Genomic DNA, 22,958 nt, shown 5'->3' on the forward strand with positions numbered 1-22,958 from the left:
TTGTAGCAACTATTGCTAATGCAAATATAATAATATGCAAGATACATTCATCAGTAATCCTTCATTTTATAAGTTGGATGCTACATTGAAGAAATTGCGCAATTACTGGCAAAAACAGTTTGACGCGCAAAACAAGGACATTACGGTAGACCAGTGGCTGTTGATAGAGCACCTCTACAAGCATAAAAAGATCACACACAATGAGTTAGCGAAACTTACCTCGAAGGATATCACTACGGTTTCACGCATTATTGAATTGTTGGTAAAGAAGGAGTTAGTGCTGAGAATTGGCTCGAAAGACGACCGTAGGAAGGTGTATTTACAGCTAACGGAAGCAGGTAATTTAAAATATAAAGATGTCCGCCCCTTGGTATTAGAAATGAGGAAAACTGGATGGCAAGACTTAACCGAACACGATTATGCGGAGTTAACACGGATTTTAGATGTGATTTATAGTAATATTCCTTAAGAAATAAATTAGCCCTGCGAAGCCCGGGTTACCTTCGTTGAACTTACTCACGACCTATCAACTCCGGTTTCGCAGCTAAGCCAATATTATTTTACCATAAATTCTAGCAAACTGTCATTTTCAATAAAGGCCTCTAAAGTATCTCCAATTTCTACTGGCCCAACACCTGCAGGTGTTCCAGTGAAAACTAAGTCACCGATGTTGAGCGTAAAGTACTTAGAAATGTACGCCAGTAAACGATCGAATGGGAAGAGCATTTCTTTCGTGTTACCTTGTTGGACAATTTCCTTGTTCTTGTAGAGACAAAAATTAATATCCGCCAAGTCCGTTTCAGGGGTAATGGGGATAAACTTACCAACTACAGCAGAGTTGTCGAACGATTTCGCGATTTCCCAGGGTAAACCTTTTGCTTTTTGTTTTTCTTGGATATCGCGTGCTGTAAAGTCGATCCCTACCGATATTTGATCGTAATACCGGTTTGCAAAACGCTCTTGGATGTGTTTACCATTCTTAGAAATACGTAGTACCAATTCGCATTCATAATGCAAACTTTCGGTGAACTCCGGATAATAGAATGGATGGTTGTTTTGCAGCAGGGCATTTTTGGGTTTCATGAAAATCACGGGTTCGGAGGGCACTTCATTCTTAAGTTCTTCTGCATGTTTGGCATAGTTTCTTCCAACGCAGATAATTTTCATAATGCGTGTATTTTGTAAGGTTAATAAAGCCTATGGTCATTTACTATAGATTATTCGCGAAGCACACTGCATTTTCATACCCCAAAGAGGCTATTAGTTACAGGTTATAAAACTGTCGGTGTACCCGTTAAATATTCAATAGTGTAAAGGTAGGGGTACCTTTAACCATGAAATATACAATTTACTTCTATAATCAAAAAGTAAGGTTGTTGAAATTGTTCATAGTTCGTTGAATTCCAATCGTAGCAAAACTTTCGATCAGCTCAGTACTTTTCTCGATTTTAGCATTCACTATAGGTAGTTCTTCCTTATTCCATTTTCCCAGTACAAATTCTACTTGCTTGCCCTTGGGGTAATTATTTCCAACTCCAAAGCGTAAGCGGGGATATTTATCAGAACCCAGTATTTCCTGAATGTTTTTCAACCCGTTATGGCCGGCATCACTGCCGCTTCCCCTTAACCTCATCGTTTCTAAAGGCAAGGCTAATTCATCAAGTATTACCAAAATATTTTCGATAGGTATTCTTTCCTTATCCATCCAATACTTCACCGCTTTACCACTCAGGTTCATATAGGTAGTGGGTTTGATCACAACAAATATTCGCCCTTTCCATCTCACCTCCGCAACGTCTGCCAAGCGGTCGCTCTTCCATGTAGCATTGTGTTTCGCCACAAACGCATCTGCTACATCAAATCCTATATTATGCCGGGTATGCGCATATTCTGCACCAATATTACCCAAGCCAGCAACCAGGTATTTCATATTAGCGTTATTCCTTATTCAACCTTTTATAACGTTGTAACCGATTTTTCAGTGTATAGTAGCAAAAAGATTGCCACTTTATTTTAAAATCCCGGTTCAAAAATAAAAAGCCCGGCCGAAAATAGAGCCGGGCTAATTATATAATTATTTTGTCAATTTATTTTTTCTTAGCATCTGCTGCTTCTTCTTGACGTAATTGACGCGTCATTACTACAGAAGCAACTGGAATACGTGCTGAGTTTTGAATATCTAAGCCTGGCGCTACGATATCTTCAACACGGATGTTACCGTTCAATTCTAAGTTCTCGATGTTAACTTCGATGTTCTCTTTCAAATCTTTTGGTAAAGCTTTCACTTTAACAGATTTCATTTTAACAACCAATTTACCACCGGCTTTAACACCTACTGATTGACCAACCATTTTCAATGGAATAGTTACGATAACTGGTTTATCTTCAACCAATTCCATTAAATCTACGTGAGATAATTCATCCGTTACTTTGTCGAATTGTAAATCTTTAATTACACATTTGTAAGATTTACCGTTCAACTGTACTTCAGCAACTTGGAATTGTGCAGTGTAAACCAATGGTTTAAATGCTACAGCTGGAGCAGAAAAGCTGATAATTTCGGCACCCCCGTAAATAACGCCAGGCACTTTACCCTCAGAACGAAGTTGGCGGGTGGCTTTTTTGCCGTATTCGCTTCTGAGTTGTCCTTCTACGGTTATTGTTTTCATTGTTTAAACATTTATGTTTTTAAAAATAAATTTCGCTGTAATTACCTATCGCGGCGCTGGCTGTGAATAAACAAGCTCGTAATAGATTTATTTTCATGCATGTTACGAATCGCTACTGCAAACAATTCCGCTACACTAATCACCTTGATCTTCGAGCTCTCTTGTTTCAAAGGAATCGTATCACACACCACCAATTCTTCCAATACCGAATTCTCGATATTTTCATAAGCTTTACCACTCAATACCGGGTGTGTACAAAAAGCACGCACACTTCTTGCCCCTTTCTCCATCAACAATGATGCTGATTTCGTTAAAGTACCGGCAGTGTCACAAATGTCATCAATCAACACAATGTCCCTATTTGTAACATCACCAATCACCACCATCGAAGCAATTTCATTCGCCCTCTTACGGTGTTTGTCGCAAATAACCATCTCAGCATTGAAGTAAGAGGCTACCTCGCGAACACGCGTAGTACTCCCAACGTCAGGGGACGCAAAGGTAAGGTTTTCTAGCTTTAGATTTTCTATATAAGGAATAAAAATCGCCGAACTATCGAGGTGATCTACCGGGATATCGAAGAAAGCTTGAATCTGCGGAGCGTGCAAATCCATAGTAATCACACGGTTAGCACCTGCCGAAGTAAGCAAGTTAGCTACCAATTTTGACCCAATGGCTACACGTGGCTTGTCTTTTCTATCCTGCCTAGCGAAACCAAAATATGGAATAACTACCGTGATATAGCCTGCAGAAGCACGTTTTGCAGCGTCAATCATTAAAAGTAGTTCCATAAGGTTATCGGTAGGAGCATTCGTGCCTTGCACTAAAAAAACATAATCACCGCGGATGCTTTCTAAAAATACCGGTTGAAATTCGCCGTCGCTAAATTTCTGGATTTTGACCTTGCCTAAGCCGTTACCGTACTTAGCTGCAATTCTCTCTGCCAAAGCAGGATTACTATTGCCCGTAAAGATTTTAACAGATGGATTCATGATCGAGGAAAAGAGGTGCAAAACTACGGAATTTGAGAGCTCCTGGTACACATTCCGTAAGATTTTTTAAAGAGCATGAAAGGAGGGTAAATAGAAAAACAAAATAGAAGCCTTACTGGTATTATGTTTTAAAAGAAAACGAAAAAATAATACTAAAATAATTAGCCAATTTTACTAAATATATTAGATTTGAAAAAAGCCATCCAGATGAACACAATAGTTACCCCCAAGAAAACACCCATTAAGCAAACCAGTATTAAGTATTGGCCAGAAGAAGACAAACCACGTGAAAAGCTAGTTGCTAAAGGCCCCCTATTCATGAGCAATGTTGAACTATTAGCCATTTTGATCAATGCCGGGAAAGGCTCAAAATCGGCCATAGATATAGCCAAAAGCTTACTCGAAAAGGTAGATAACAGTTTGTTTAACCTGGCAAAATACGATATACAGCAATTGGAAGATAATTACGGCATCGGCACCGCAAAAGCCGTTACTATTTTAGCCGCTTTAGAACTTGGAAGACGGCGAAACGGGTTCTTGGATGAACGAGTTATCGTAAGGAACAGTGCCGACGCTGCCCATTACCTTCAACCATTGTTGGCCGATCAATCTACAGAATCATTTTTCGTACTGTTTTTGAACCAATCTCAAAGAGTACTCAGCCATCGTTGTTTGAGCACAGGAGGCATTACAGGCACCGTAGTAGATCCCAAAATCTTGTTCAAAGAAGCGCTATATCTAAAAGCCACCAAGTTATTGATCTGCCACAACCACCCTTCCGGAAGTTTACGGGCAAGCACCCACGATATAAATATCACAAAGAAGCTAACAAATGCCGGTAAACTCCTTGATATAGATATAATAGATCATATCATCGTGTCGGATGCAGGCTATTATAGCTTCAAAGATGATGGCCTCATATAAACAACAAAGCCATGCATACGCATGGCTTTGTGAAAATATTGATAAACTGAAAATTATGCCTCAGTTTGGGTTTTACTGATTTTCGCAAGAATCTGGTGTGCTACTTCTAATGCCTGGAAACCGTCGATTACATTGACAGCTACCGGCTTGTTTTGAAGAATGCTATCCCTGAACATCTCGAGCTCCATACGGATGGCGTTCGATTGCTTGATTTCCGGGTTGTCGATCGCGATTGTCTTCTTACCTGAATTAGTAGCAATATCAAGGGTGAATTTGCCTTCATCTTCCGGCGTTTTCAACTTGATAATCTCAGTTTTCTTGTCAAGGAAGTCAATACCAATATAAGCGTCTTTCTGGAAGAAACGCATTTTACGCATTTTCTTCAAAGAGATACGGCTAGAAGTAAGATTCGCAACACAACCATTATGGAATTCGATACGAACATTGGCAATATCAGGCGTGTCGCTCATAACAGCAACACCACTCGCAGAAATACGGCTGATCGTAGATTTTACAATACTCAATACAATATCGATATCGTGAATCATCAAATCAAGGATCACGCTTACATCTGTACCACGTGGATTAAACTCCGCCAAACGATGTACTTCGATAAACATAGGTTTCAGTTCATACCCTTTCAACGCCAAGAATGCCGGGTTGAAACGCTCAACGTGACCTACTTGGAATTTGATATTGCCTTCTTCTACGAGCTTCACGAGGGTTTTACCTTCCTCGATCGTATTCGTCATTGGCTTCTCAACAAATACGTGTTTGCCATTCCGAATGGCCAACTCGCATAATTGAAAGTGCAAGGTAGTAGGCGCCACAATATCAATCGCATCCACTGCATGAATAAGCTCTTCGGCTGAAGAGTAACGGGGAAGATTATATTGATCGTGCACACTCGCCGCGTTTGCATCATTAGGATCGAAGAAGCCTACCACTTCTACATCCTTCATGGTGGTAAGTTGCGATAAGTGAATTTTACCGAGATGTCCAACGCCGAACAAGCCTATTTTAAGCATGTGAATTGATTTAATAACTATAACAATAGTGATATAACGCTGCAAAGTAACGGCGTAATTGGTAAATGAGAAAGAAAAAAATATAAGACAGTTAAGAATTTCATAACATGAATTTCTATGGTTGACTTATTACGAAATAATTAAAAATTAAGGCCTTTTACGCCGCTATCTGTAAAAACAAATAGTTCTTTGACATACAACCAGCTAGGCTTTACAATATACATGCAGGGAATTAGCGCGTTGGATTTTGTATATTAACAGAAACATATATCCACGCATATGAAACTTTTCTTATCCCTGCTGTGCATGCTACTCTTGGCACAGGCTGCTTTTTGTACGAATTATACTGTTAATAACGAGCAAGCCCTACGGGAACTGGTACCAAAACTCCAAGCCGGCGACAAAGTACTGATTGCCGAAGGTACCTACACCCCCTGGGCCATTACACTCAATACCCAAGGCACGCAAAAACTCCCGGTCATTATCGAAGCAGCCACCCCGGGCAAGGTAATATTCACCGGCACTGCTACCCAACCCATATTTAAACTAACAGGCAGCTATACCATCTTAAAAGGCATCCATTTCAATAACTGCACCATCCTACGCGAAGGCAAACAACCCGGCGTACTGGTTGAAATGAACAATACCAAGCACTGCCGGCTTACCGCTTGCACTTTCTATCAAAACATTGCTAAATCCCAATACCTCCCACTAGTAATAGTTGGCGGCCCCGGGGAATACAATACGGTCGACAATTGCCTCTTCTCCGGCAATATCGATAACCAAGATGTGCAAGTAAAAGTAACCAAGGAAAACGCGCCCCATTACACGCTAATAGAGAAAAACAAGTTCGAAAATAAAGCCCCCGTTAGCTGGACGAACAATAACGGCGGCGAGTGTATCCAAATAGGTCAAGACCCCGTACTGCTAGGCCACTTCTACACCAATACCACCGTGCGCAACAACAAATTCATTCGTTGCAAAGGCGAACCCGAAGTAATCAGCAATAAATGCAGCAATAACTACTACCGCGATAATTATTTCGAAGATTGCGACGGAGAACTTGTGATGCGCGGCGGGCACGATTGCATCATAGAAAACAACACGATTGTTGGCGGCAATTGCGGCATCCGGGTTAACGGAACAGGCCATATCATCCAAGGCAATAAAATTACGAATGTAAAAACAGGCATCCGTTTAATGTACGGCATGGTTAAACATAAAGGCGAAGTAGGTTTCTACGTAGCGGCCAGCGATTGCGTAGTAAAGAATAACAAGATCGAAAACACGCAAACCGCAATTTTCGTAGGCGATGCCAAGAATGTAGATTGGCGCGGAAAATTTGATACCATTCGCTACCCTTCCCGTGTTATGCAAGATGTTGCCCCGTATAACAATACACTTGTCAACAACAAATTCAAGCAAAACGGTACCACGGTGGTAGAACAATAAAAAACGGCCTTTACAAAGTAAAGACCGTCAACAAAATGATTTATTGCATTAAAGCCGTTGCGATGATTAAATCCAGCGGCTTTGTGATTTTAATGTTAGCCTCCTCTCCTGCTACCAAGTGCACAGGGTGACCATTCTTCTCTGCCACCGTTGCCTCATCGGTAAACAATGGATCGTAAGGATGATCAAAGGCCGGTAATATAATTTCCGACAAGAACGTTTGCGGCGTTTGAATAATCTTATAACACTCGCGGTCAACCGCTTTGTTATGCTCGCCTTGTACCTCGCGTATACTATCCTTCATAGGAATAGCCGGAATCGCACTACCATGGGCAATGGCCGCCTCGTAACAGGTTTGGATCAGTTCAGTCGATACCAAGGGCCTCACCCCGTCATGTACAAATACTACCGAAGGTGCTGTAACCTCCTGCAAACCATTTTTCACTGAATGGAACCTCGTTTCACCTCCCTGGATTACTTTCACCGCCGAAGGTTTAGACAACCCTGCTACAATCTCTTGGGCAATTACTTGGTGGGCCGAAGGGCAAACGAGTATTACCTGCATATCATCGTACGCAGATAAGAATGCTTGCAAAGTATGGTGAATAACGGGCTTGCCATGGAGATGCAGGAATTGCTTGGGAATATCACTCCCCATTCTTAAACCGGCTCCACCGGCAACGATAATGGCTATTTTTTGTCTTGATTGCATTGTGAGCATTTAACGGGAACTGCTGTACGAAAATAGGGTAGCTTAACGACAAGGCATAAAAAAAGTCCCGCCTTTCAGCGGAACTTTCTTCAATATGTTAGATCGATTAGAGAATCAACATAGCATCGCCATAGCTAAAGAAACGGTATTTTTCTTTGATGGCTTGTTGGTAAGCTTCCATTACTAAATCGTAGCCAGCGAAAGCGCTCACCATGATCAATAAACTTGTTTTAGGCAAGTGGAAGTTAGTTACCAAAGCATTTGGAATAGCGAAATCGTAAGGAGGGTGAATAAATGTATTCGTCCAACCTTCGGCTGCTTTCAAATGGTTTTGAGCGGTTACGGAAGATTCAACTGCACGCACGCTGGTAGTACCAATCGCGCACACTTTGCGGTTTTCTTCTTTCGCTTTGTTTACAATTTTCACTGCTGTTTCATCGATGTGGAAGTATTCAGCATCCATTTTGTGTTTGCTCAAATCTTCTACTTCGATTGGGCGGAAAGTACCTAAACCTGTATGTAAAGTAACTTCTGCGAATTTCACACCTTTAATTTCAAGGCGTTTGATCAACTCGCGGCTGAAGTGCAAACCTGCTGTTGGAGCAGCTACTGCACCTTCATACTTAGCATATACAGTTTGGTAACGTTCTTTATCGTCCTCTTCTGGCTTACGTTTGATGTATTTAGGAAGTGGTGTTTCACCCAAGCTATCTAATACTTGTTTGAACTCCTCTTCGCTACCTTCGAACAAGAAACGGATCGTACGACCACGAGATGTGGTGTTATCGATAACTTCCGCTACTAATGATTCGTCGTCGCCAAAGTATAATTTATTACCCACACGGATTTTACGTGCAGGGTCAACGATCACATCCCATAAACGATTTGCCTTGTTCAACTCGCGCAACAAGAACACTTCGATTTTAGCACCGGTTTTTTCTTTACGACCATACAAACGAGCAGGGAACACTTTCGTATTGTTCACTACCATTACGTCTTTGTCGTTGAAATAACCCAAGATGTCTTTGAAAACTTTGTGCTCGATTTTACCGGTTGAACGGTGTACAACCATTAAACGGGCTTCATCCCTAGTTTTAGATGGGTGTTGAGCAATCAGGTTTAGAGGGAGGTCGAATTTGAATTGTGATAATTTCATATTACGGTATGAATGTAATTTTAAGGGGGCGAAGGTACGTAATATAATCAATTATATCAAAAAAACAATCCTTTGTGAATAGTTAAAGTTATTATAATAAAGTTTTTATTGATGTAATGCCTTCCCCGGGATAGCCGCTATCAATTGCTGCGTATAAGGCGATTGCGGGTTTTGATAAATAGCATCGGCAGCACCCATTTCTTCTATTTGGCCTTTATTCATCACCATCATCCGGTCGCTCATAAAATGTACAACCGACAAATCGTGAGAAATAAAGATATAAGTAAAGTTGTATTCTTCTCTCAGTTGCATAAGCAAGTTCAGCACCTGTGCTTGGATACTTACATCCAATGCCGATACCGATTCATCGCAAATAATAAACTCCGGCTCTAAGGCCAATGCACGGGCAATAACAATCCGCTGCCTTTGCCCACCAGAAAATTCGTGTGGATAACGGTTGTAATGACTAGGTAACAAGTTTACTTTTTCCAATAACTCGTATACTTTCTCCTTCCGCTGTGTATCATTGCTATGTAATCCATGCACATGCATAGGTTCCAAAATAGCTTCGCCAATCGTCATACGGGGATTAAGAGATGAATATGGGTCTTGGAATATCAATTGCATATGCTTGCGAAAATCCCTCAGTTCCGATGTGGAAAACCCGGTGATGCTTTTCCCTTTATACAGTATATCGCCGGCGGTAGGCTCGGTTAACCGCAACAATGTTCTACTAAGCGTTGTTTTTCCACAACCCGATTCGCCTACTAGCCCAAGTGTTTCGCCCGTCTTCACATCAAAGCTCAAGTCATTCACCGCTTTAAAGTACGCTTGCACTTTCCCAAAAACATTCGTACGTGTTGGAAACCATTTATGCAAATGCTGCACCTCCAAGATAGGAGCACTTGATTGCAAAAGCGCAATACGCGCCGATTTCACAGCAGGTGGTAATATCAAAGCCTCCTGCAGCGCCTTTATATCTGTTTGTTTTGCCTCCAAAGATCCATCGGCATTCACTTCCATGAAATCGCGGATAACAGGCAAACGCAATAATTTATGTTCTAATGGTGGCCTACATGCCAGCAATCCTTTGGTGTAAGGATGTTGCGGGTTGTCGAACACTTGCTTTACGGCACCTTCTTCTACAATACTTCCTTTATACATCACCACTACACGGTCGGCCATATCGGCCACCACGCCAAGGTCGTGCGTAATAAAGATGATACTCATCCCAAGGCTGGTTTGCAGTTCTTTCAAAAGCGCCAGTATGCTCTTTTGCACGGTTACATCCAACGCTGTTGTTGGTTCATCTGCAATCAATAATTTCGGGTTACAACTAATGGCCATGGCAATCATTACACGTTGCTTCTGACCACCGGAAAGTTCATGTGGATAACGTTTCCAAATATTTTGAGGGTCGGGTAACTTAACTTGGGAAAACAGTGCAATGGTTTGTTGCTTCGCTTCTTCTTGTGAAACTTTTTTATGCACACGAATGGCTTCCATTACCTGGAACCCACATGTATACAAAGGGTTAAGGGAGGTCATGGGTTCTTGAAAGATCATCCCCACATCATTCCCCCGGTAGGCACGAACGTCGCCAGGAGAGAGCGACAATAAATCTCTATTCGTATGCCCATCACCGTTAAAAACAATTTTACCACCGGCAATTTTACCCGGCGCTTGGATCAGTTGCATAATTGATAAGGCTGTAACCGACTTCCCAGAGCCAGATTCGCCTACAATTGCTAACATTTCGCCGGGCGCTACGCTAAGTGAAATATCTTTCACAGCCGTCACCGTTTCGTGTTCGCCGGTGAAAGTAACGCGTAGTTGTTCGATTGAAACCAGTGGTTGTTGATGCATTAGAATCTCAAATGCTTCACCGTAAGGTGACTGTTAATGAGGTTGTTTAACGAATCGATGCCTACTTTGAGGTGACGTTCAACGAATTTCGTTGTTACCTTTTTGTCGCTTGCTTCTGTTTTCACACCTTCAGGAATCATTGGTTGATCCGATACCAGTAATAATGCGCCTGTTGGAATCTTGTTATAGAAACCTACAGAAAAAATTGTTGCTGTTTCCATATCAATGGCCATTGCACGAATTCTTTCTAAGTACGCTTTAAAATCTTGGTCGTGTTCCCAAACCCTCCTGTTGGTAGAGTAACAAGTACCTGTCCAGTAGTCGCATTCGTATTCACGGATGGTAGTAGAAATCGCTTTCTGCAAGGCGAAAGCCGGTAATGCTGGCACTTCCGGTGGGAAATAGTCGTTCGAGGTACCTTCACCACGGATAGCTGCAATCGGTAAAATCAAATCACCAATGCTGTTCTTTTTCTTCAAACCACCACATTTTCCTAGGAAAAGTACGGCTTTAGGGTGAATAGCTGATAATAAATCCATGATAGTAGCAGCACCAGGACTACCCATACCAAAGTTAATAATGGTAATGTCGCCGGCTGTAGCACATTGCATAGGTCTGTCGCGGCCAACAATTTCCACGTTATTCCATTCAGCGAAAAGTTCTACGTAATTACTAAAATTTGTGAGCAGGATGTGGGAGCCAAAACTTTCAAGTTTCTCCCCTGTGTAGCGTGGGAGCCAATTAGCTACAATCTCTTCTTTTGTCTTCATAGCTTTTTGACAAGTAAATGTAGGGATTTTTCTTCAAACTACCTCGATTTCTTAGTTTTGCAGGATGATCAAGATCGAATTTCCCGCTCCCAACTTTAAAATCGTACCGCAAGACGGTCAACACGTTATATTCGACGTGTTCCGAAAAAAGTACGTACAGTTAACACCCGAGGAGTGGGTACGCCAGAACTTCTTGAACTATTTAACCCAAACACTCGCCTATCCCGCTGCCCTCCTATCAATCGAAAAGGAAGTATACCTCGGCGAACTCAAAAAACGCTGTGATATTATTGTATACGATCGTAACACCCAACCCTGGATGATCGTAGAATGCAAGGAAATGGAAGTACCCCTTACCCAAACAGTATTGGAGCAAATTATTCGCTATCATATGGCCGTTCCCGTTAGTTACCTCGTGATTACGAATGGCCAGCATACTTTTTGCTGTAAAAAGAACTTAGCACAACAGCGCTGGGAATTTTTACCCTCGCTGCCAACATACGGTAAATAATGAAAAACTTTACATTTTACAAAGAAGACAGTCGATGGTATATCGATCTCCCCGAATTCATCGCCCAAGGTGGCGATAAAGCTGAATTGGAAATGGTACTAGGCGCCGATACGCTACTAGAACTATACGCCGAAGGTAACACGAGCGTGCATATTCAAATGGACATCTACCCATTCGATTTTGCAGAAGTATTGATCTTGCAATCCCAGAAAGCTTACGAACTAGGCGGCGGCGCAGATTACATACTACCATTCTTCGGCGGCATTGCCGTTGACATGCCCGTTTGGTTATGCGACGTCACCCTATTTGTATTCGATACATTCCCCGCAGAAATCTACCTACGTAAAATCGATTAGGAAGAATTTTCACACAAAACATGAAGTAAATCTGCCCACATCTCAAGTAGTTATTGAAATACTTGATTTGGCTGCAATGCCCAATGGTGCTAATTTTACACTCATATTGAGATGTAGATTTTCACTATTACGCCATTTGTTTTGTTAACCTTGAATTCAGCGGTTTTGATCTAAAGGTTTAAAACCGAGCGTGAAGATCAAAAACCAACTAACAATAGTCTTACTGTTTTTACAGTAGGACTTTTTGTGGTGGAACAATACTCTTCTTCCTTCTAATCAACTATCCACACAAATATTAAAAATTGGTACTATCTTTCCCCTAATAGCTTAATAACCTAAACTATATGTCATTCAGTAGAGACTAACGAAGAATAATTCGTTATAGCCCTAATCATCTAAGAACTTTCAGGGTACGATCCTTTATGTGGATTGATAATCTAAACTTTACGATTTCACCCATTGAATGCGTAGAAAATGTATATGAATACATTACAATCGCAAAGAAAATGTTTTTAGATGCGGGCTGGGATGGAAACGAACGATCAATTTATGTTCGACAATTCTGATAGTGACGATTCAACAATGGGGATACTATATGGCATGTTAAGCAATTAGAAGATGGTATTTCGTGCCTGTGAAGGAAATCTATTAATGATTAAATCACGTTAGAAAAATTGGTTGTAATCTTTTTCAGTACAATGAAAAACAACCCAACTTTTATTTACGAAACATTAAATGGATCAATCAAAATTGAAGCAGTACAGAACCATAATACAACTTGGCTAAACCAGCCCCAATCAAAAAGAAGATAGTAGACAAATTAGCAGGGATGTTATTATGGATATCGTGGTAATTTGCTTAATAGGAATAATTAAAAGCAGTATAATAATGGAAAATGCTCCTACATACATAAAAGAAATGTTCATCCATGCAAAAGTGGGTTTGATTTCAAAGGAAAACTTTGAAGCATGGCTTTACCAAAACAAAGAATTACCATCGCTTTTAACAGAAGATGATTATCTTGAACTAATCCCCTTCCCTTTTAAGTCTGCACATGCAACAGATTTTTTTCAACTCATCGATAAATTTATCATACCGGCTGATTTTGCTTGTTATTCCCTCTTAAGTAAGCTAAATGAAGCGCTTGATAGAAATAAACATCCAGGTATTCTCCATGATTTTTATTCGCTCTTTCGTGATGGATACTCTTTCATGGAGAAACTAGGTCTCGAATATGGAATCGAGTATTTTGAAAGTTGTGTCCGGGTTGGCATTGATAGCCCTGAAACTAAAAAAATAGTAGCTGAATACTTTCCTAGTTTTGTATTAGAAATCGTAAAAATCAAAGCTTTATTGGAAACGCGGCAAATAGTTATAGTAGGAGAAAGTAATGTAGGAACCTATAGTTATGCAGATTATCGTCATTAGATAGCTTCTTATGCTTGCAAATAACCTAGCATGAGGATCAAAAAAACAACTAACAATAGTCTTAATGTTTTTACGGTAGAACTTTTTGTGGTGATGCGCTACTTATAAATGATGGAATAGCTTTTACAAATCTTGAATTTGTATACAATGGAGTTTAACCCTGTTCATTGATTTACCATATATTAGGACAACAAAAGCTCATTGTATTTATTGGTTGACTAATAATCTATTAACTTATGGGAATTGAAATAAGTAAGATATTGTTGAATATTTTCAACAATAAATAGAATATTCTGTATTAATGTTTAACAACTCCAACATTAATAAATTATGCTTTAATAACAATATTATTGTTGAATAAGCCCAACAATAATACTCCTAAATATTATTAAAGATGAAAAAGTCCGACATTGTAACCCCGTTCAAAAAGCGACTTATACTATCTTAAATCATTTTAGTATTAAAAAGAGATACGATTATATAGTTTGATTCCCCACTGACCTTTAATTCAAACGTAATTCGCAGTAAATAAACTAAAAAATAATGATCTGATTTACAACACAATAGATGCTCAAAATGGCAAAAAATACTATTATTTTTTACCCCATGAAACATAATTAGTAATTTTACAATAATGGGAAAAGCAATTAAACATATTAAATCACCAGGTAGCCCTAAAAACAATCCTTTTACAAAAGCTTTAGCTGATAAAAAAAGGATTGCGGATGCTTTATGTAAAAACATGCCATTAAAAAATCTTAAGGATATTAAGTTTGTTAAGCCACTCTAATACCGCAACTCCCCAATCGTATACTATAGAAGAAACGGAAGATGGATATTATTTTATGACCGACTTTGGTTATAAGTATTTCATGTACTTCGCTACATTTCACCTAACTTCTACAGACAATGAAGAACTACTAATTCCGAATTTTGGATTTAACTGTAGTCCTAAACTTATTCGTAAAAAAGGACAAAAACACTATGATCCTAAAGTAAGTACTACCATCAAAAATTTCTTACTAGAATTCTTCATTCGAAATCCACACCTTCCAGTATTGTACCTATGCGACACCGAAGAAGATCTTGCAGAGAATAGGCATCGCACATTTAAAAAGTGGGGACAAGAGATATCAAAAACTATCCCCATCTCGATACATGAATGTGGGCAAGCCTATTTTGAAGCAGGCTTTTTCTCTAGCATTCTTGTTAGAACCGATTTCGAAGAAAAGGAAAAATATGTCGGAGCATTCTATCATTCCTTAAAGGAATTCTTCCCCGATATTGGATGATAATAATTCCCCAAACAAAAAAAAGCCCCACCATCCGGTGAGGCTTTCTCCAAATTTTTCCAACTACAAACAAATCAAGGGAAGATACCCAATTGTTCGTAAGCGGCACCCACTTTATCGATAGCAGCAACATAAGCAGCTGTACGCATATCATGGATTTGAGTATTGTTCATCATTACAGCACGTACTTCGTGTAATGCGGTGATCATTGTTTCTTCTAAACCAGAGTAAACTAAATCAACCTCATCAGCACCGTGGGCAATGAATTTTCTTTCTTGTGCAGATACTGATCTACCTGTTAAGTCTTCAATTACTTGCAAGATGTGGATGTTCATGTTTTCATCGAAGCGTTTACCCAAGCGGCCGTAACGTACGTGGCTCAAGTTTTTCAACCATTCGAAGTAAGAAACCGTTACACCACCTGCGTTCAAGAACATATCAGGTACAACAATTACACCTTTCTTAGCCAAAATTTCATCCGCTTCTGGAGTCAAAGGACCGTTCGCAGCTTCACCGATGATTTTTGCTTTGATGTTGGGTGCGTTGTGTGCATCAATTACGTTTTCCAAAGCAGCAGGAATCAAGATATCGCAATCCAATTCCAAGCCTTCCGTATTTTTATTCAAGTTCTTAGCACCTGGGAAGTTCACGATAGAACCCGATTCATTACGGTGTTTCAACACATCATCAGGATTCAAACCGTTCTCGTTGAAGATAGCGCCATCCCACTCGATCAAGCAAATAACTTTCGCACCTGCTTCGTGGAAGTACTTAGCAGCGTGGTAACCTACGTTACCCATACCTTGTACTACAACACGCTTACCTTCAATACCTGGCTCTAAGCCCAATTTAGCCATGTCTTCCTTCACGTTACACAATTCGCGTAAACCGTAGAATACACCCAAACCAGTTGCTTCTTTACGTCCACGAACACCGCCTTGTGATACTGGTTTACCAGTTACGCAACCGTAACCATCTACCTCACCTGGGCGAAGACTCATGTATGTATCCAAAATCCAGCTCATTTCTCTTTCGCCTGTACCGTAATCAGGAGCAGGTACGTCGATGCCAGGGCCAATGAAGTTTTTCTTCACCAACTCAGCTGTATAACGACGCGTAATTGCCTCTAATTGGAAAGGTGTATAGTTGCGTGGGTTGATTTTGATACCACCCTTCGCACCACCGAAAGGAACGTTCACGATCGCGCATTTGTAGGTCATCAAAGCCGCCAATGCCATTACTTCATCTTGGTTCACTTCGTCGCTGAAGCGGATACCACCTTTACAAGGAAGTTTGTGATGAGAGTGCTGAACGCGGTACGCTTCAATTACTTCGATGCTGTTACCTACGCGTACAGGGAATTTCATCCTGTAAACGGAGTTACATGCTTTGATCTGTTCCAGGATACCTTTCTCCCATTTGGTAAACTTCGCAGCTTTATCAAAACTACTTTCAACACTTTGAAAGAAGTTATAGTGAGCTTCTGGCGCGATTATATTTGCCATAAAATTGTTGTTTTGGATATTGTTTTGGTTATTTAGATTGTTGTTGTTCGTCTTCTAACTTTTTCAATTTCCTGTCTAAACGGTACAAGTATAACACGATACCAAGGAAAATGATTACCAAAACCGATACGACAACATTGATTTTGCCGTCTTCACGCATCCACTGGTTCACAGCACCGGTTTCAGTATTTTGTTGTTGCGCCATCGCCACCGTTGAAATGAACAGTAAGCATAAGTTGGCCAATAAAAAGCAGGTTCTCTTAACCATGAAGTATATTTTTAAGCGCTAATCTTTTATATCTCACTCTGAGAGTGTAAATCCAAATCGAAAGTAATGTCCAACCGATAAATGCCGGGTAGAAAACCAATTGCAAGGTATGTTCCGTATCAGATGATTTAAACCCAGGGGTGCTAGCACTACCAGGATGTAGCGAATCTTGCATTCTCGGGATGATGTAAGTCAACGGGATCAACAACGCAAAAGCGAAGATGTTATAAATCGCCGACACACGGGCGCGCTTATCCAAATCTGTAAACGACATCCGCAATACCAAGTAAGCCAAGTAAATCAACAACGCAATGAAGGTGCTCAATTGCTTCGGATCATCGGTAATTGTGCCACCCCATGTATACGTAGCCCATAAAGAACCCGTTACAAAACCCATCACACCAAACAACACTCCCACGCTACCTGCACTCGATGCCAAAATATCCTTACGCAAATCGTTCGTCGCCAAATAACGTAACGAATTCACCACCGAAATGGTAAACAAAGTATACATGGCTATCCACATAGGGACGTGAAAAACGAGGTTGCGGGAAGTTTGACCGTTGGTGCCGATAGAAGGGACTTTCACATTGAAACCGGCGATGATGGTAAATAAGAGGAGTAAAACACTGAGCACTTTCCATGCATTCTGCATCGGTACGCCCATTCTCTTTAATATGAAGTATACAACTAATAAGCCTGCTGCGATTGGCAAGGAAATTGCCATGCTTTCTTTACCCAATAAGGCAATGACTACGCTCACTAGTATAACTGCAATATTTGAAATACTAAGCCAACTTTTCTTCATTATTCCTTTATATATGTGGGGGCAAACCTACAGGTTTTAAAAATAACGGCAAAGCTTTTCCAGGAAATTTACATCTATCCAACGGCTTTGCTATCCATTAAAAAAACCTTTAGCATCGTAATGCTTTTCTTCGAAATTAGTAAATGTTACTATATGTTAGCCTGTGCGGGGGCGTATATATCTGTTTATTTTAAATCCTATTTGTTACTTTCTTTGCTTCTCCAAAGAAAGTAACCAAAGAAAGGAGGACAAACGCCGAAAGACTGCGTCGGCGTTTGATCGGGTCGTTGATTTAGCTTTTGTAGTACTGTGGTGAATGGCGGTGGGGCGTTGGGGGGCGTGTATTGTTGGGTGGGGGCGAATTACTTCTTTCAATATTGTTATTGTTTCAATAATGGTGATATATAATTAAGTTATTGTGTTTGTTTGCTAGTTGCCATGTAGTTTGTTCGTATGTTCCTTGTAGTGTCCATGTACTTGTCATGTAAATCCATGTAAAGGCATTGTGTTTCAATGCTATTAGCGTCGTGTTTTCCTTTGTGTTTATCGTATGCATACTTGGCTTTCCTTTAGTTGCTGTTTGTTGAATGGGGTTTTATTGTTGAACTTCTTCTTGGAGAGGTAAGGTGAACGCTTATTATAGGGTTGTTTCAAGGGGTTATTGTTGTTAGTTAAATTTATTCATTATGAATTGATAATCAATATTATAAATTACTGGCAGGATGCATGTTCAGCATGGTTTTTGACGTATATAGGGAAACAATTTGTTCAACCTAAATCTTAATCCCAATGGGCAAAGTCATCCATTTAAACACGAAAAAACTGGAACGCGTTTCCTTCTACCCTACTAAAAATGGGTTCATTACATATACCACATCCCGTAAAACAATTAACTGGGAAGATAGCAAATACGACCGCATTCGCGCTCACCGCCAGGAGTTTGGGCGGGCAGCACAAACAGCGGCAGATATGCAATTCGCTTTAAAAGATGTAGCTGCGCTGTTTCCCGATAATACGATGTACCGCCGGTTATCGTCGCAACTATTGCTGGCACTGAAAAACGATACTACGCACGAGCGGGGCAATAGAACAGTGGAAGATGGCGATATCCAAACACTCGCCAATTTCGAATTCAATCAAAATGCCTACTTCCGCCGTACCTGCATGGCCAAACATAGCGTGCATCTCGATCGACAACAAGGTTTGGCTACCTTAACAATACCGGCTTTCGATCCAAGCGATCGCATACGCGCCCCCAAACATACCACCCATTTTAAGATGGTCATGAGCCTCCATGCTATTAATTTCGATACCAATGACATGGATAGTACGGCCGTTATTACACAAGCGCTACCCATCAATACGCCTATCACCAACGATCTTATACTACAGGTGCAAGGAAAACCTTACGATCCACGCCACATGTTTGTATCGATCGGCATTGTGTTTATTGAAATGGTAAATGAACGCGAATACAAGGTCCGTGGAGGCTACCAGAACGCCATGACGATGACTGCTGTTTATGCGAAACAAGCCACCACAAAAGAAACAACCATAGTAACTGGAGAAAAGGTAGTAGAAGAAGTTATACACACCTCCAACAAAAAGGTGCAAATAGAACACCCCGAAAGGCTCATCCCCCCAGTATTTCCACAAAATAAATTACGAAAGAAGCAAGGTGTATTTGGGCAACAACGCTACAACCGGGCTATTAATAGGCAACGGTACGTAGAAACATTACAGTGTTAACGGTTGCCTAATCCTTCCACAAATACGGGAATAATACGCAAGCCAAGGCTATCGTAAGAATATCCATGCCCACTAACAGCAAAAACATTCTCGGTAAACCGGGTTGTAATACTGTTACAAAGGCACTACGGGCAATGTTAGCAAGCAACATCAATACAGGTAGAATTAAGGGGAAACCCATGATCGCCATTAACGCAGCATTCTGGCTAGCTTGGGCAGCAATGGCAGCAAGCATGGTAAAAAGTAAGGATAAGCTAACGCCACCTAACACTACAATGCCGGTGAAATAAAGGGGTTTGATAAGTGGGTTACCCAGTAAGGCCACGCTACATGCTAGCGTGATCAAACTCATGATGATCATCAACACCACGTTATACAGCAATTTCGCGATGATGAAGTTGCGGGGGTGAACGATTGAGTAATAATACAACAAGCGTCCTCGGCTCTCTTGTAAGAAACTTTTGGCCACGGCATTTACACATACAAATAACTGTACCACCCAAAATAAGGCGTTCCAAATTTTTTCCTCCGGTTGATGTACCATCAATTGAATCACGAACACCGTTGAAACAACGTAGATCAATATCCCGAAAAATGCATGCCGCTGGCGCCATTCAAGCACCAAGTCTTTCTTTACTAAGAACCAAATTTGTTGTATTGCTGTATTCACGGGCACAAAAATACAATCATTTTATCCAGGTTCCCACTCATAAACGGAACCTAATGTCGAATTACTTAACTTTACCCACCTTTATAAAATTTCGCATGAAAAAAATACTTGTAGCAAACAGAGGGGAAATAGCGTTAAGAGTGATGCGTTCAGCACGCGAGCTAGGCATTAAAACAGTAGCCGTTTTTTCTGAAGCCGACCGTACGATGCCATTCGTGCAATATGCCGACGAAGCCGTATGTATCGGGCCTGCTCCTTCCGCGCAATCGTATTTGCTCGGGGGCAAGATCATCGAAGTAGCGAAACAACTAGGCGTTGATGCCATTCACCCAGGCTACGGGTTTTTAAGCGAAAATGCGCAATTCGCGCAACAAGTAACCGAGGCCGGTATCACTTTTATCGGTCCCTCCGCCGCTTCCATCGAAACAATGGGTAGCAAGTTAGCCGCTAAACAAGCCGCACAACAATTCGGCGTACCCATGGTACCCGGCACCGAAACTCCATTACGCGACCTCGACGAGGCCCGCGAAGTTGTGAAACGTACCGGCTTCCCTATTCTTGTGAAAGCGTCTGCCGGTGGCGGTGGTAAAGGGATGCGTATCGTTGAAAATGAAAATGAACTGGAAGAACAAATCCGCCTCGCGAAAAGCGAAGCGAAAAGCGCTTTCGGCGACGATGCTGTATTTATCGAGAAATATGTAGCCGCACCACGACATATAGAAATTCAAATCCTCGGCGATCAACACGGTAACTATGTATACCTGTTCGAACGCGAATGCTCTATCCAACGTCGTCACCAAAAATTGATTGAAGAAGCACCATCATCTGTACTAACGGCCGATATCCGCGAAGCAATGGGTAATTGCGCGGTTGATGTAGCCCGCGCTTGTAACTATTACGGTGCCGGTACGGTGGAATTCTTGGTAGATGAACAATTGAACTTCTACTTCTTGGAAATGAACACCCGCTTACAAGTAGAGCACCCTGTAACAGAAATGATTACTGGGCTAGATTTGGTGAAAGAACAAATCAACATCGCCCGCGGCGAAAAACTTACCTTCTCTCAAAACGATCTCAAAATAAATGGCCACGCGATAGAACTCCGCATCTGCGCAGAAGATCCTGCTAATAACTTCTTACCCGACACCGGCTCTTTACAAACCTACATCCGCCCCCAAGGCTACGGTGTGCGTGTTGATGATGGGTATGAAGAAGGTATGACCATCCCAATTTTCTACGATCCTATGATCGCGAAGTTAATTGCCTGGGGCAGCACCCGCGAAGAAGCCCGCAAACGCTTGATCCGCGCCATCGGCGAGTACCAAGTAAAAGGCATTCGCACGACCCTGCCTTTCGGCGAATGGGCCCTCCAACAACCACAATTCATAGACGGTAATTTCGATACCGGCTTCATTGGCAAGTACTTCACCCCCCAATCGCTCGACAGTAACGATGCAGATGCTACACAAGCAGCTGCCATCTTAGCAGCACAAATTTGGGAAGAAGTAAACACCTTGCAATTGCCTGTTAATCAAGATACTGCTTGGTCGAAACGACAAGAAATGCGGTAAGATATATACCCGGAACATAATTTATTGTTAATTATCATAGCAGATTGGCGGACTACATAAAAACGAGTACCTTTGCGCCGGTAATTTATGCAACAATTAATCATCAATATTCTTTCGTTTTTCTACCGACCATTTGAGAAGTACATTTCTTTTCAAACGTTCCGCTATTTAGCGTGTGGCGGTGGGAATACTTTGTTGGATATTGTGTTGTACACGATTTCTTACTACTTCGTGTTGCATGAACAAAACCTGCACATCGGCAACTTGGTAACGGTAAGTGCGCCAATTGCTTCTTTTATCATCGCCTTTACGATTACCTTCCCTACAGGGTTTTTATTATCGAAATTCGTGGTGTTCTCGGAATCAAACCTCCGTGGGCGCGTGCAGCTATTCCGGTACTTTTTACTCGTAGGTGCTTGTATATTATTGAATTACGGGTTCCTGAAACTCTTTGTAGAACAATTACATATCAACGCTATCCTGGCGAAGATATTAACCGTAATTATCGTTGTTTGCTTCAGTTACATTACCCAGAAGAAGTTTACCTTCAAAGTGAAAGCCATCGAAGAGGTGGAGAAGAACTTGGAAGAAGAAATGATCGGCAACAATATTGCATAAAAAAAATTCCGTAGCCTCGCGGTACGGAATCCTTCCTAATTATTTTCGTGGTAACAATGCCTACAACGCGGTTCGTAGAGATCTTTCTCCCCGAGTAATACCGTATTGCCACCGGCTACTTTCCGGTATGAATTATTGGCGATATTGCCACATTTTACGCAAATAGCATGCAGTTTCGTAATATAATCGGCCTTGGCGAGTAATTGGGGAATAGGACCAAAAGGGCGACCTTGGAAGTCCATATCCAAACCCGCTACAATTACTCGGATACCTCTTAATGCCAATTGTTCACACACATTCGGCAGCTCCTCGTCGAAGAATTGGGCTTCATCAATTCCCACTACATCCACATCCGTGGCCAACAACAAAATCTGCTGCGAGCTTTCCAACGGGGTAGATAATATCTTGTTCTCGTCGTGCGACACAATGTTTTCCACATCGTAGCGTGTATCTACGTGTGGTTTAAATATCTCAACTTTTAAATTGGCAATCTTGGCACGTTTCAAACGGCGGATCAGCTCTTCTGTTTTACCAGAAAACATAGAGCCGCAAACTACTTCTATCCAACCCCTACGCCCCCCCGAAAGAGAAGGTTCAATAAACATATATTAGT

Annotated in this window: 25 protein-coding genes; 11 read left to right on the forward strand and 14 right to left on the reverse strand. The window is 41.2% G+C overall.

All coding sequences use genetic code 11. The features are described from left to right. Window positions 1–34 precede the first annotated feature (34 nt). On the forward strand, window positions 35–469 hold the full coding sequence (locus tag LX64_RS21735) for a MarR family winged helix-turn-helix transcriptional regulator (protein WP_211324867.1): 435 nt from the start codon (window positions 35–37) through the stop codon (window positions 467–469). A gap of 86 nt (window positions 470–555) precedes the next feature. On the opposite strand, the gene LX64_RS21740 is transcribed toward LX64_RS21735, so the two are convergent. The 4 genes from LX64_RS21740 to LX64_RS21755 all read right to left on the reverse strand — a co-directional run bounded on the left by LX64_RS21740 (window position 556) and on the right by LX64_RS21755 (window position 3,661). Further along, entirely contained in the window at window positions 556–1,167 is a 612-nt protein-coding gene (locus LX64_RS21740) for a fumarylacetoacetate hydrolase family protein (protein ID WP_111599805.1), read from the reverse strand. A gap of 193 nt (window positions 1,168–1,360) precedes the next feature. Continuing rightward, on the reverse strand, window positions 1,361–1,930 hold the full coding sequence (gene pth / locus LX64_RS21745; RefSeq protein ID WP_111599806.1) for an aminoacyl-tRNA hydrolase: 570 nt from the start codon (window positions 1,928–1,930) through the stop codon (window positions 1,361–1,363). A gap of 157 nt (window positions 1,931–2,087) precedes the next feature. Further along, the gene (locus LX64_RS21750; protein WP_111599807.1) at window positions 2,088–2,669 is read right to left on the reverse strand and encodes a 50S ribosomal protein L25; all 582 of its coding nucleotides are present in this window, start codon (window positions 2,667–2,669) and stop codon (window positions 2,088–2,090) included. Between the two features lie 41 nt (window positions 2,670–2,710). Next, window positions 2,711–3,661, reverse strand: coding sequence for a ribose-phosphate pyrophosphokinase (locus tag LX64_RS21755; RefSeq protein ID WP_111599808.1), 951 nt, complete (start codon window positions 3,659–3,661; stop codon window positions 2,711–2,713). A gap of 207 nt (window positions 3,662–3,868) precedes the next feature. Between LX64_RS21755 and radC the strand changes: the two genes are divergently transcribed. Next, window positions 3,869–4,585: a RadC family protein gene (radC, locus tag LX64_RS21760; protein WP_111599809.1), complete on the forward strand. Its 717-nt coding sequence runs from the start codon at window positions 3,869–3,871 to the stop codon at window positions 4,583–4,585. Between the two features lie 53 nt (window positions 4,586–4,638). Here the strand turns inward: radC and LX64_RS21765 are convergent, their stop codons facing one another. Then, on the reverse strand, window positions 4,639–5,613 hold the full coding sequence (locus LX64_RS21765) for a Gfo/Idh/MocA family oxidoreductase (RefSeq protein ID WP_111599810.1): 975 nt from the start codon (window positions 5,611–5,613) through the stop codon (window positions 4,639–4,641). A 279-nt stretch (window positions 5,614–5,892) separates the two neighbouring features. Between LX64_RS21765 and LX64_RS21770 the strand changes: the two genes are divergently transcribed. After that, window positions 5,893–7,065 carry a chondroitinase-B domain-containing protein gene (locus tag LX64_RS21770; RefSeq protein WP_111599811.1) on the forward strand — a complete coding sequence of 391 codons (1,173 nt, stop codon included), beginning with the start codon at window positions 5,893–5,895 and terminating at the stop codon, window positions 7,063–7,065. A gap of 40 nt (window positions 7,066–7,105) precedes the next feature. Here the strand turns inward: LX64_RS21770 and LX64_RS21775 are convergent, their stop codons facing one another. The 4 genes from LX64_RS21775 to LX64_RS21790 form a co-directional block, all read right to left on the reverse strand. Next, complete coding sequence (locus LX64_RS21775; RefSeq protein WP_111599870.1) at window positions 7,106–7,777, reverse strand: 2-C-methyl-D-erythritol 4-phosphate cytidylyltransferase; 672 nt, start codon at window positions 7,775–7,777, stop codon at window positions 7,106–7,108. A 106-nt stretch (window positions 7,778–7,883) separates the two neighbouring features. Further along, window positions 7,884–8,933, reverse strand: a complete 1,050-nt coding sequence (gene queA, locus LX64_RS21780) for a tRNA preQ1(34) S-adenosylmethionine ribosyltransferase-isomerase QueA (protein ID WP_111599871.1) — start codon at window positions 8,931–8,933, stop codon at window positions 7,884–7,886. Window positions 8,934–9,038: 105 nt separating this feature from the next. Beyond that, a complete protein-coding gene (locus tag LX64_RS21785; protein ID WP_111599812.1) occupies window positions 9,039–10,799 on the reverse strand; it encodes an ABC transporter ATP-binding protein in 1,761 nt (586 codons plus the stop codon). Continuing rightward, the gene (locus tag LX64_RS21790) at window positions 10,799–11,569 is read right to left on the reverse strand and encodes an AMP nucleosidase (protein ID WP_111599813.1); all 771 of its coding nucleotides are present in this window, start codon (window positions 11,567–11,569) and stop codon (window positions 10,799–10,801) included. Before LX64_RS21790 ends, LX64_RS21785 begins: the two co-directional genes overlap by 1 nt. Before the next feature lie 64 nt (window positions 11,570–11,633). Between LX64_RS21790 and LX64_RS21795 the strand changes: the two genes are divergently transcribed. The 5 genes from LX64_RS21795 to LX64_RS21815 all read left to right on the forward strand — a co-directional run bounded on the left by LX64_RS21795 (window position 11,634) and on the right by LX64_RS21815 (window position 15,156). Beyond that, entirely contained in the window at window positions 11,634–12,080 is a 447-nt protein-coding gene (locus LX64_RS21795; protein ID WP_111599814.1) for a type I restriction enzyme HsdR N-terminal domain-containing protein, read from the forward strand. Beyond that, entirely contained in the window at window positions 12,080–12,436 is a 357-nt protein-coding gene (locus LX64_RS21800; protein ID WP_111599815.1) for a DUF6717 family protein, read from the forward strand. The genes LX64_RS21795 and LX64_RS21800 overlap by 1 nt, the downstream gene beginning before the upstream one ends. An 888-nt stretch (window positions 12,437–13,324) precedes the next feature. Continuing rightward, the gene (locus tag LX64_RS21810; RefSeq protein ID WP_111599816.1) at window positions 13,325–13,864 is read left to right on the forward strand and encodes a hypothetical protein; all 540 of its coding nucleotides are present in this window, start codon (window positions 13,325–13,327) and stop codon (window positions 13,862–13,864) included. A gap of 634 nt (window positions 13,865–14,498) precedes the next feature. Further along, the gene (locus tag LX64_RS26095; RefSeq protein WP_158538706.1) at window positions 14,499–14,654 is read left to right on the forward strand and encodes a hypothetical protein; all 156 of its coding nucleotides are present in this window, start codon (window positions 14,499–14,501) and stop codon (window positions 14,652–14,654) included. Beyond that, window positions 14,638–15,156, forward strand: coding sequence for a DUF6169 family protein (locus tag LX64_RS21815; protein WP_148707425.1), 519 nt, complete (start codon window positions 14,638–14,640; stop codon window positions 15,154–15,156). Before LX64_RS26095 ends, LX64_RS21815 begins: the two co-directional genes overlap by 17 nt. Window positions 15,157–15,230: 74 nt before the next feature. On the opposite strand, the gene LX64_RS21820 is transcribed toward LX64_RS21815, so the two are convergent. The 3 genes from LX64_RS21820 to ccsA are packed head-to-tail and all read right to left on the reverse strand — an operon-like array spanning window position 15,231 to window position 17,737. Further along, window positions 15,231–16,661, reverse strand: coding sequence for a Glu/Leu/Phe/Val family dehydrogenase (locus tag LX64_RS21820; protein WP_111599818.1), 1,431 nt, complete (start codon window positions 16,659–16,661; stop codon window positions 15,231–15,233). A gap of 28 nt (window positions 16,662–16,689) precedes the next feature. Continuing rightward, complete coding sequence (locus LX64_RS21825; protein ID WP_111599819.1) at window positions 16,690–16,929, reverse strand: CcmD family protein; 240 nt, start codon at window positions 16,927–16,929, stop codon at window positions 16,690–16,692. Next, the gene (gene ccsA, locus LX64_RS21830; RefSeq protein WP_245952772.1) at window positions 16,922–17,737 is read right to left on the reverse strand and encodes a cytochrome c biogenesis protein CcsA; all 816 of its coding nucleotides are present in this window, start codon (window positions 17,735–17,737) and stop codon (window positions 16,922–16,924) included. The genes LX64_RS21825 and ccsA overlap by 8 nt, the downstream gene beginning before the upstream one ends. 789 nt (window positions 17,738–18,526) lie before the next feature. Between ccsA and LX64_RS21835 the strand changes: the two genes are divergently transcribed. Further along, window positions 18,527–19,486 (forward strand): hypothetical protein, encoded by a 960-nt coding sequence (locus tag LX64_RS21835; protein ID WP_111599820.1) that lies wholly within the window; start codon window positions 18,527–18,529, stop codon window positions 19,484–19,486. A 7-nt stretch (window positions 19,487–19,493) separates the two neighbouring features. Here LX64_RS21835 and LX64_RS21840 read toward each other — a convergent pair whose 3' ends face one another. Further along, complete coding sequence (locus LX64_RS21840) at window positions 19,494–20,156, reverse strand: heme exporter protein CcmB (RefSeq protein ID WP_111599873.1); 663 nt, start codon at window positions 20,154–20,156, stop codon at window positions 19,494–19,496. Window positions 20,157–20,251: 95 nt separating this feature from the next. On the opposite strand from LX64_RS21840, the gene accC reads away from it, so the two are divergent. Both accC and LX64_RS21850 read left to right on the forward strand, forming a co-directional pair. Further along, window positions 20,252–21,727 carry an acetyl-CoA carboxylase biotin carboxylase subunit gene (accC, locus tag LX64_RS21845; RefSeq protein WP_111599874.1) on the forward strand — a complete coding sequence of 492 codons (1,476 nt, stop codon included), beginning with the start codon at window positions 20,252–20,254 and terminating at the stop codon, window positions 21,725–21,727. A gap of 87 nt (window positions 21,728–21,814) precedes the next feature. Then, a complete protein-coding gene (locus LX64_RS21850; protein ID WP_111599821.1) occupies window positions 21,815–22,345 on the forward strand; it encodes a GtrA family protein in 531 nt (176 codons plus the stop codon). A gap of 35 nt (window positions 22,346–22,380) precedes the next feature. Here the strand turns inward: LX64_RS21850 and LX64_RS21855 are convergent, their stop codons facing one another. Continuing rightward, window positions 22,381–22,950 carry a thymidine kinase gene (locus tag LX64_RS21855; protein WP_111599822.1) on the reverse strand — a complete coding sequence of 190 codons (570 nt, stop codon included), beginning with the start codon at window positions 22,948–22,950 and terminating at the stop codon, window positions 22,381–22,383. Window positions 22,951–22,958: the final 8 nt, after the last annotated feature.

Origin of the sequence: Chitinophaga skermanii (assembly GCF_003259335.1) — a bacterium.
GTDB lineage: Bacteria > Bacteroidota > Bacteroidia > Chitinophagales > Chitinophagaceae > Chitinophaga > Chitinophaga skermanii.